Below are 11,437 nucleotides of genomic sequence, written 5' to 3' on the forward strand. Positions count from 1 at the left end.
TAAGTAAAAAACCTCAAATTTCAAATGAAATTTGAGGTTTTATATTTTATGAATACTAAAAACAGACTACTGAACACTACTCACTCAAAGCATTCCAGCCTCTAGCTTTTAATTCAATTTTTGTGTTAGCTCTGGTTACCAAATGCATACCTTCGCTAGCTTGCGTCATGTGACCAATAACTGTAAAGTTTGGATTGCCTTTGATTTTATCATAATCTTCCATTTTTATTGTGAATAACAATTCATAATCTTCGCCACCACTTAAAGCAATAGTTGTAATGTCTAAATTAAATTCTTCGCATACATTAATTAACTGTGGGTCAACTGGAATTTTTTCTTCATATATGTTACAACCTACATTACTTTGTTTGCACAAATGCATAATTTCCGATGATAATCCGTCAGAAACATCAATCATTGATGTTGGTTTAAATTCTAATTTTTCAAACAATTCTTTCAAGTCTTTGCGCGCCTCAGGTTTTAATTGTCGCTCAATTAAGTATGTATAAGGTTCTAAATCAGGTTGGTTGTTTGGATTTACTTGGAAAACCTGTTTTTCACGTTCTAATACTTGCAATCCCATGTAAGCCGCACCAATATCACCTGAAACAACTAATAAATCTGAAACTTGAGCGCCATTTCTATACACAATATCATCTAGATTTGCTTCACCAATTGCAGTAATGCTAATGATTAATCCTTTTTGCGAAGAAGTAGTATCGCCACCAATTACATCTACATTGTATACTTTTGATGCCATAGTGATTCCATCAAATAATTCTTCTAGCGCTTCAAGCGGAAAACGATTCGAAACGGCTATTGAAACGGTAATTTGTGTTGGCTTAGCATTCATTGCACAAATATCAGAAAGATTAGCCACAACTGCTTTGTAGCCCAAATGACGTAACGGCATATAGGCCAAATCAAAATGAACACCTTCAACTAATAAATCTGTTGAAACTACCGCTTTTTTTGTACCAAAATCCAACACAGCAGCATCATCACCAATACTTTTTAAAGTGGATTCTTGATTAATTGTAAAATGTTTGGTTAAATGATCAATTAAGCCAAATTCGCCTAACTGTGATAAACTGGTTTTGGCTTGGTCTTTATTTTCTAACATGGATATTCGTCTTTTTTTTGCAAAGATAGTGTTAATGTGTCAATGCGCCAATTAGACAATTAGTCAATGATTTTAATTGGTACATTGCTTTATTGGCTAATTGTCTAATTCATTCAACTTGTCATAAATCAGAGAGGTTTCATAGCCTTTACGCAATAAAAAGTCAACAAATTTTTTGTTTTTCTTTTGTCCTTTTCGTTCAGTACTGTTTTCCCAATTTTTTTCAGCTATTGCATGAAAATTTTCTAAATAGATTGTTTCAGGGATTTCTTTTAAAGCAATTTCAATAATTTTAGAAGAGATATTTCTGAACTTTAATTCATTTATAATGCGGTTTTTACCCCAAAATTTATAATTGTGTTTGCCGCGAACGAAACTTTGAGCAAAACGTTCTTCGTTAATGAAATTATTTTCGATGAGATAAATTAAAATTTGTTCTTTTTCGGAAGGTGAAATTTTATAGGAATATAATTTTTCTTCAACTTCTTTATAGCAGCGTTCTTGGTAAGCACAATAATATTCCAGTTTCCCTTGTATTTGTTGAACGGAAAGAGTTTCGGCGTTTTTGTTTTTCAATTTCTTAACGATTTCTTAAGCAAGATTATTAACAAAAATACTGATTATCAAATAAATTTGCATAAATTAGCCAGCTTTTTTTTAAATAAAAGAGGCAATAATTAGATACCCCCTATATAATTATGAAAATAAGATTACTTCTGATTACTACATTATTCTCGGCTTTGAGCTGGGGACAAATATCAATTCCAAATACTACACCAATAGTAGAAAATTTTAATTCTTTAGGAACAAGTGCAACCGCAGCTTTGCCAACGGGTTGGAAATTTTCAGGTGCTGGTTCTGCAGCGCCTACATGGGCAGCAGGAGGAAATTTTACGGCAGTTAATCTGCAAGCCTCTTCTGGGGCTCCTGCCGGAGGAGGAAGATATAATTGGGGAAATACAGCAGCGACCGATAGATCATTAGGAATAATGACTTCAGGTAGTTATGCTAGTCCAAATAGTATAATGGTGTATTATAGAAACACTAATGTTTCAAATCTTACACAGTTAACAGTTTCGTATAATTTAGAACGATATAGAACCAATACTGCTGCTGCATCAGTTCAATTTTATTATTCTACAGATGGTAGCACATGGACAGCAGTTGCTGCAGGAAATGTAGCTGCAGCATCATTGCCAACAGGTGCTAGCGCTTATAATTTTACACCAGGATTAACTGTAAATGTTTCAGCTTTTAATATTACAGGGTTAAATATACCTACTAATGGGGATGTTTATTTAAGATGGAATTTAAATACTACTGGAGGAAATTCTCAAGGAATTGGTATTGATGATGTAAGTTTAACAGCGACTTTTGCCCCTATAATTACAGATGCAGTAGACTATTGTAATTTACAATCTCCGCCAAATGGTACAATTACACAAGGAGGAGCTTTCAACGTCTATGCACAAGCTTATGAACTTGGAGTTACTGAAGCAGCTGGTATAGGAACAGGAATTTCTGGCTGGATAGGTTACAGCGCTTCAAATACAGATCCTAGTACTGCTGGTTGGACTTGGATTCCGGCAACTTTTAATACTCAGGTTGGAAATAATGATGAGTTAATGGCTGATATTGGTACACCACTGACACCAGGGACATATTATTATGCTTCTCGTTTTCAATTAAATGGTGGGCCATACAGATATGGAGGATATAATGGTGGTTTTTGGGATGGAACTACCAATGTAAATGGAGTTTTAACGGTTAATCCATCTATAGTTGATTATTGTAATGTGCAATTTCCTGCGAATGGAACAATTGCTGCGGGCGCACCATTTACAGTTTATGCTCAAGTGTATGAGCCTGGTGTTACTGAAGCCGCTGGTGCTGGTTCAGGAATTCAAGCTTGGATAGGGTACAACACAACAGATAATGATCCTAGTTTAGCGGCTTGGACATGGTTGCCAGCAACATTTAATGTACAATCAGGAAATAATGATGAGTTTCAATTAGAAATTGGTTCGGCTCTTCCTGCGGGAACATATTATTATGCTTCTCGTTTTCAGTTAGGAACGGGTGCTTATCGTTATGGAGGATATAATGGTGGTTTTTGGAATGGAACTACTAATGTAAATGGAGTTTTAACAGTTACCGCTCCAGAAATTAATCTTTTAGGTAATGCAACTCCTATCTCAGATGGAGACGCTACACCAATATTAGCAGATGACACAAACTTTGGAAGTGTGGTTGTATCTACTAATATTGTTAAAACATTCACTATTCAAAATACTGGAAATTCTAATTTAACAGTTTCAAATATTACATTAGGAACTGGTTCAGTTTTTACAATAGGTGGAATTACTTTACCAGCTACTATTACAGCAGGAAGTTCAACAACTTTTACAGTTACCTTTAATAGTGCTGTGGCTGGATCTTTTAATGATATTGTTACTATTATCAATAACGACAACAATGAAGGAATTTATGATTTTGCTATTACCGCAACAGCAACAGCAGCAGTGCTAAACTGTGCTGACTTATTTATTTCAGAATATATTGAAGGAAGTAGCAATAATAAGGTTATAGAAATTTATAATCCAACAGCAGCTCCAATTAATTTAGCTACCTATGATTTAGCTTACTATAATAATGGTAGTGCAACGGTATCAGCAACTTTTGCTTTATCTGGAACAATACCTGCTTATGGAACTCATGTGGTTAGTAATTCTGCTTCTTCTGCTGCTATTTTAGCATTGTCTAATCAAACAACTGGAGGAATGACTTTTAATGGGGATGATGCAATTGCTTTAAGAAAGTCAGGTGTTAATATTGATATTGTAGGTCAAATAGGACTTGACCCAGGATCAGAATGGGGTGCAGGAAATCAATCAACTGCCGATAACACAATTATTAGAAATTTTGCCATTCAAATAGGAGATGCTAATGGAGCAGATGCTTTTAATCCAGCAACAGAATGGACAGGTTATGCTACGGATTATATTGCTGATTTAGGAATGCATTCTTCTTCATGTGCGCCTGCAATGCCTGAAATCAATGTACAAGGAAATGCAGTAACAATTATTGATGGAGATGCAACTCCAATAGCAGGAGATGATACCTTTTTTGGTTCAGCTGATGTAGCGGGTGGAACTATTGTTAAGACATTTACTATTCAAAACATTGGAACTGCGGTATTAAATATTGGGGCTATTACAATTGGAGGTGTTCACTCAGCTGATTTTACTGTGACCGCTTTACCATCTGCAACAGTTGCTGCAGGTAGTTCAACAACTTTTCAAGTAACTTTTGATCCATCTGCGGTTGGTTTAAGAGATGCAACAATATCAATAGTAAATGATGATGCAAGTGAAAATCCTTATAATTATTCAATTCAAGGAAATGGATTTATCACACCTAATATCGTTTTAAATTCTGCAAATCCAGCTGTAGCCGCATCAACTATAACACAAGGAACTACTAATAATGTTATCTATGCTTTTGATTTAAGTGTTACAGGTGCAAATGCAACACTTAATAATATGATTTTTAATACATCTGGAACTTATGCGGCTTCAAATATTACCAATTTTAAATTATGGTATTCAACAGACGCAATATTTAATAGTGGTGTAGATTCCAATATTGAAAATGAAACTGCTACATTAGGAGTTGGTTCACATACTTTTACAGCTTTCACACAGGTTATAAACGCAGGAACAACAGGTTATTTCTTTATTACAACAGATATACCTTGTACTTCTACAGATGGAAACACAATAGTGGTTAATGCAATTACAACTGCTGATTTAACATTTGTATTAGGTAATAAATCAGGAACTGCCTTTGCAAGTGGTACGCATACAATACAAAGCGCTACACCAAATAATGTAACTGGTGCAATGACTTCTGTGTGTGAAAATGGATCGGTAACAATTAGTTGGACGGCTCCAACAGGATGTAGCGATAATGTGTTGGTTTTTGCAACAAATGGAACTTTTACAGCTGCAATTCCATCAGGAACAGGAGCTGCTTATACAGATAACACATTGTTTGGAGCTGGTTCTGCTTTTGATGGAGGGTTTACGGTATACAAAAATACTGGAACATCAGTGACTGTTACAGGTTTGACAAATGGAACAACCTACAGATTTAAAATTTTTACTAGAAATGATTTAAACTGGAGTAGTGGGGTTGAAGTAACTTGTACGCCAGTTATGACATATTGTGCTTCAGGTCCAACATCTAATTTAGACTCAGAAATAGAAAACGTTGTTCTTGTAGGGGTAAATAATACAATTTCTAATAACACAACAGATGTTTGTACTACAGGTGTAAATAATTATACAGCAATGAGTGCTGACTTAGAAGTTGGTGCGTCATATAATTTAAGTGTTGAATTTGGAGATTGTAGTAATGGAACTCAATATGATGGTGCAGCAGGTGTTTGGATTGATTGGAATGGCGATGGAGATTTTGATGATGCAAATGAAACAATAGGAACAACATTAGTAGCTGTTTCGGCTGGAAATGTGATTCAAAACTTCACAATTACAGTACCAGGAGCTCAGGCTTTAGGTTTTTATAGAATGAGAATTGTTCAAAGAGAAGCAGGTACATTAGCAACAATTGCACCTTGTGGAACATTTACATATGGTTCAACAGAAGATTATACAGTTGAAGTGATAAATTCATGTGTGCCAACACATAGTATTGTTTCCTTTACTCCTACTTCTGGTCCAGCAGCTACTGAAATAACAATAACAGGGACTGGTTTTACAGCGGGAACACAAGTTGCTTTTGATGGAATTGCAGCTGTAGTTACTTATGTAAATGCAACAACATTATTAGTCGAAGTTCCTTTAACCGCTTCAGGTGTAATTCAAGAGCTAACATTAATTGAAGGAGGATGTTCAATTAAATCAGCTACAAACTTTACATTAATTGAGAGCTCTGGGTCTTGTACATCATCAGCTTTTACAGATTTAATTATTTCTGAAGTTTATGATTCAAATGGAGGGAATGGATGGTATATGGAATTATATAATCCAACAGCAGTTGCAATTGATTTGGATGCAGTTGGAACGGATTATGTATTAGAACGTTATGCAAATATCGGAGATGTAACTCCATCGAGAACTATTGATTTAACTGGAATTGTGCCTCCGTATAGTGTATTTACACTACGAATAGGTGATGCTTCACCAAATCCTTGTAGCACTATTGTTTATGATTTTACTTCACTTGGTGCTGGAATTAACGAAAATGATGAAATTAGATTAACTAAAAATGGAGCACAACATGATGTAGTGTATTGCCCGAATGAAATAGGATATACAATTACTAGAAATGTTGGCGGGACAGGTCCGTCTGTTGTTTATAACGCAGGTGATTGGACTTTAAATTCAACAGAAACATGTACAGATATCGGATTGTTCACATTACCAAATAATTTACCAACAGTAACTGCAAATCCAACTGATGTAAATGGTTGTGGAACTACTGCTAGTTTTACAGTAACTGCAACCCCTTCAGGTGTTGGTGTTTTAACATATCAATGGTATTATAATGATGGTGTTGCTGTAGGATGGAATGCTGTTAATGCGGTTTCTTTTGCAGGTGTTACTGCTTCAGGATTTACTACTGCAACATTAGATTTGTCAGGTGCTATAGGAAACATCAATGGGTATCAATTTTATTGCGCAGTTATTCAAGATGGAACCTGTACAGCAGCATCAGATGCAGCTCAACTAAGAATATTATCAACTACTTGGAATGGTACAACGTGGTCAAATGGAATTCCAAACTTAACAATTTTAGCAATAATTAATGGTCCATATAATACAACAACAAATGGAGATATTGATGCGTGTAGTATTGTAGTAAATACTGGGTTTACAGCAACCATTACTTCTGGACGTTATTTTAATATTCAAAATGATGTCACTGTAAATGGTACATTAAACGTATTGAATAATGGCTCGTTAGTTCAAATTAATGATTTAGGAATTAATACAGGAAATATTTCATATGAGCGAATAGCTTCAGTAAAACTTCAAGATTATGTGTATTGGTCTTCTCCAGTAAGTGGATTTGATGTAAATAGTATTTCACCATTAACTCCAGCTTATTATCATTGGTTATGGAACCCAACAGTTGCAAATCCAAATGGAGGTCAAGGAAATTGGCAAAATGCATCTTCATTGATGACAGCAGGTCAAGGGTTTATTGTGAGAGCACCAAATGGTTTTAGTAATGCGGTAAACCAAAACTGGGTGGCTAATTTTAATAATGGTGTGCCAAACAATGGTATTTATACTCCAGCAATTTCTAGAGGAAGTGATATTGGAGCAGGCTCAGCAGGGCCAAATGGAGTGATGCGATTAGCTACTGATGATAATTGGAATTTGTTAGGAAATCCATATCCTTCAGCAATAAGTATTAATTCATTCTTATTAGCAAATCCACAATTAGATGGTTTTGTAAGACTTTGGACTCATGGTACATTGCCTAGTAGTGCTACAGCCGATCCTTTTTATAACAATTTTGTGTCAAATTATACTGCGGCTGATTATGTTGCAATTAATGGTTCTGGAGCAACAAGTGGAGCCGGAACACTAAGCGTTGTTGGAGGTGGTCAAGGATTCTTCGTTTTAATGAATCCAGGTGCTGCAACATCAACAACAGCTTTGTTTAATAATGCAATGCGAGACAAAAATTACTCAAATGGTCAATTTTATAGAATGAGTTCTGAAGACAAAAACACAACTATTGCTCCATCTGAAAGACATGGAATTTGGTTAGATTTGGTTAGTTCAACAAATGAAACTACAAGAACTTTAGTAGCATATGTTACAGGCGCAACAACTGCCAGAGATAGAATGTTTGATGCAATTACAGATTATAAAAGCGGACAAAATTTCTATTCAATATTAAATAATGATATTTTCGCAATTCAAGGTAGATCAGTTCCGTTTGATGTGAACGATAAAGTGGATATGGGAATTAAAATTTCAACAGCTGGAACCTACACAATTGCTATTGGAGAAGTTGATGGGTTATTTACTCAAGGTCAAGATATCTATTTAGAAGATAAGCTATTAAATATAATTCATGATTTAAGAGCAAATCCATATTCATTTACTACAATAGCAGGACAAATTAATGATAGATTTGTTTTAAGATATACTAATACAACGCTAGGGAATGATGATTTTGAAAATTTTGATGAAACTGTTTATGTAATTTCAAATGATATGATAGAAGTTATTTCTACTAATGAAATCATTCAAAAAGTTGAAATATTTGATGTCTTGGGAAGAAGAATAGTTGCTGAACAAAATATTGATTCGAATAATATTAAGTTTAATTCTATTTTGAAAACAAACAGCGCTTTAATAATTTATATCACGTTAGAAAACGGTAAAAAAATTGTTAAGAAGACAATTTATTAAATAAAATAATACCATATATTTAAAAAACCAGCTAAATTCTAGCTGGTTTTATATTTTAAATTTCATTCTATGTTATGTAATTTAAAATAAGTTTATTATGTTTGTGTTTAGAAAACCCCCTAATCTAATACTATGAAAAAAACAATACTATCATTGTTTTTCTTCTTGGCTATATTATCTATGTATGGACAAGAAAAAAGAGCTTGGAAACAAGTAGAAAAATCACTTAATTTTTCCCATGAAAAAATCAGAAGATCAAGTTTACCAACGGATTACAAGTTGTATGAATTTGATTATGAGACATTCGAAAAACAATTGGTTAATGTTCCCAATAGAGATAACTTTTTTGGAGTATCTGAAGTAATTGTGTCTATTCCTTCTGCGAATGGGGAATTTGAAGATTTTAGAATTGTCGAAGCGTCAACTTTTGAAGAAAGCCTTCAAGCGCAATTTCCTGAAATTCGTTCTTTTGCTGGTCAAGGAGTAAAAGATCCTTCAAAAATTATCCGTTTTAGTTTATCACCTTATAACGGTCTAAGCGCTATAATTCGTTCTGGTTCTGAGCAAACAACATTTATTATTGATCCTATTTCTATGGATTACAAAACAGTAATTGTATTTGATAGAGCAAAATCTACAAAAGCAGCTGGAAACTTTATTTGTACAACAGAAGAAGCTGTAAAGGAATTTGGTCCAGAAATTAATAAAGGTGGAAATGAAATTTTAAATAATGCCGATGATGCTACATTGAGAAGATTTAGATTAGCGCTTTCTTGTACAGGCGAGTATGCAAACTACTTTGGAGCAACAAGTTCAGCTCAAGTAGCGTTAGTTAATGCTGCATTTAATGCAACAATGACGAGAGTTAACGGAATATTTGAAATGGATTTTAATGCAACAATGCAAATTATTGCAACAAATAACAATGTTATTTATTATAACTCTACAACAGATCCATATTCTCCATCTGCAAGTATGGCAAATTGGAATTCAGAATTGCAAGCAACATTAACTTCTGTAATTACAGAGGCAAATTATGACGTAGGACATTTATTTGGAGCTGATGGAGGAGGAGGTAATGCTGGTTGTATAGGATGTGTTTGTGTAAATGGATCAAAAGGGAGTGGAATTACGTCTCCTGCAGATGCTATTCCTCAAGGAGATAATTTTGATGTTGATTATGTTGCTCATGAATTAGGACATCAATTTGGTGGAAATCACACATTTTCTTTTAGTACAGAAAATAATGCGGTTAATATGGAGCCAGGTTCTGGTGTAGCGATTATGGGTTATGCGGGTATTACTGGAGCAACAGATGTAGCAGCTCATTCAATTGCTATTTTTCATGCAGGCTCAATTCAACAAGTAACTAATAATATCAAAGGCAAAACATGTCAAACAAATATCGCTATTGCAAATGCTGTTCCAGTTCCTTCAGCGGTAGCTACAAAAACATTGCCAATAGGTACTGCTTTTAAACTAGTAGGTACAGCAACAGACGCAAATGCAGGAGATGTTTTGACCTATTGTTGGGAACAAGTTGATGATGCAACAACTGTTGGTGCAGCAGCGTCTTACCCTTCAGGAACTAAAACGAATGGAGCAAACTTTCGTTCATACATGCCCGAATTAAATGGAACTCGTTATTTTCCAAAAATGGCAGATCACGTTTCAAATGGAGTTGCTGGAAACATGTGGGAGATAATTCCTACAATTGCCAGAACATTAAATTTTAGGATGACTGTTAGAGATAATAGACCTGGTGGAGGAAATAATGAAAGTGTAAATACGGCTGTAACTTTTGATGCAACTAAAGGGCCATTTACAGTAACATCACAGGCAACAGCTGGAATAAATTACCCTCAGGCTTCAACACAAACGGTAACATGGACTGTAAATAGTACAAATACAATGACTGGTGCAGCAAATGTTAATATTAAATTATCAACAGATGGTGGAGTAACATTTCCAATTACATTATTAGCTAACACTCCAAATGATGGAACACAAACAGTAACTATTCCAAACGTATTTGCGCCATATTGTAGAATTTTAATTGAACCAACTGCAAATGATTTTTATGCAATAAATACTGCAAATTTCGCTATTGGATATGCTGTTTCACAAGTATGTAATTCTTATACAGGAACACCAACAACAGGTACTATCCCACAAGGGAGTTATGCTGGATGGTCAATTAACATACCAGATAGTTTTACAATTTCGGATGCCAATATTACAACGGCTATTACTCATGTTAGAAGAAATCAAGTGTATGCATTTGTTAGAAGTCCTCAAAGTGTAGATGTAGATTTGTTTCAAGGTGGTAGTTGCGCAAATGCAATTACAAATTTGAACGGAACTTTTGATGATGAATCTGCAACCGCTGCTGGATGTGGGACTACAAATAATTTTGGAAATATGAGACCATTAGCATCATTAACTGGTTTTGATGGATTGAATTCAGCAGGGAATTGGATTTTCGCGGCAGCAGATGCTACTACAGATACAAGAACAGGAACAGTTGATAGTTTTACTATTCAATTATGTTATAATTCAGTTGTTGAAACTCCAATCGCTTGTGGTACAATTTCCACCACATGGAATGGTTCTTCGTGGAGTAATGGCGCGCCATTGCGTAATGTTGCAGTAACGTTTGCGGGTAACTACACCTCTACTGGAGATTTAGAAGCTTGTTCGGTAACGGTTAATAGTGGTGCCAATGTAGTTTTCAATGCGGGTCATACTTTAATAGTAGGTGGAAGCGTTACTGTAAACACAGGCGGAAGCTTAACCATTAATAACAATGCAGCATTGCGTCAAATAGACAATGCAGCAGTAAATTCAGGAAACATCATTG

4 protein-coding genes are annotated in these 11,437 nt (G+C 34.8%); 2 read left to right on the plus strand and 2 right to left on the minus strand.

The genetic code is table 11. The features are described from left to right. Positions 1-76: 76 nt before the first annotated feature. Entirely contained in the window at positions 77-1,123 is a 1,047-nt protein-coding gene (gene thiL, locus G4L40_RS02645; protein WP_166235600.1) for a thiamine-phosphate kinase, read from the minus strand. 96 nt (positions 1,124-1,219) lie between these two features. After that, entirely contained in the window at positions 1,220-1,699 is a 480-nt protein-coding gene (locus tag G4L40_RS02650; protein WP_235922566.1) for a regulatory protein RecX, read from the minus strand. A gap of 122 nt (positions 1,700-1,821) precedes the next feature. On the opposite strand from G4L40_RS02650, the gene G4L40_RS02655 reads away from it, so the two are divergent. Continuing rightward, complete coding sequence (locus G4L40_RS02655; protein WP_166235601.1) at positions 1,822-8,577, plus strand: choice-of-anchor D domain-containing protein; 6,756 nt, start codon at positions 1,822-1,824, stop codon at positions 8,575-8,577. A gap of 132 nt (positions 8,578-8,709) precedes the next feature. Beyond that, on the plus strand, positions 8,710-11,437 hold a 2,728-nt coding region (locus tag G4L40_RS02660), incomplete at its 3' end, for a reprolysin-like metallopeptidase (RefSeq protein ID WP_166235602.1).

It is taken from the genome of Flavobacterium celericrescens, assembly GCF_011392075.1.
Taxonomy (GTDB): domain Bacteria; phylum Bacteroidota; class Bacteroidia; order Flavobacteriales; family Flavobacteriaceae; genus Flavobacterium; species Flavobacterium celericrescens.

Bases quoted from the DNA above. Each gene is read 5' to 3' on its own strand.
- G4L40_RS02655 (WP_166235601.1), top strand. From the start codon at position 1,822: ATGAAAATAAGATTACTTCTGATTACTACATTATTCTCGGCTTTGAGC.
- thiL (WP_166235600.1), bottom strand. From the start codon at position 1,123: ATGTTAGAAAATAAAGACCAAGCCAAAACCAGTTTATCACAGTTAGGC.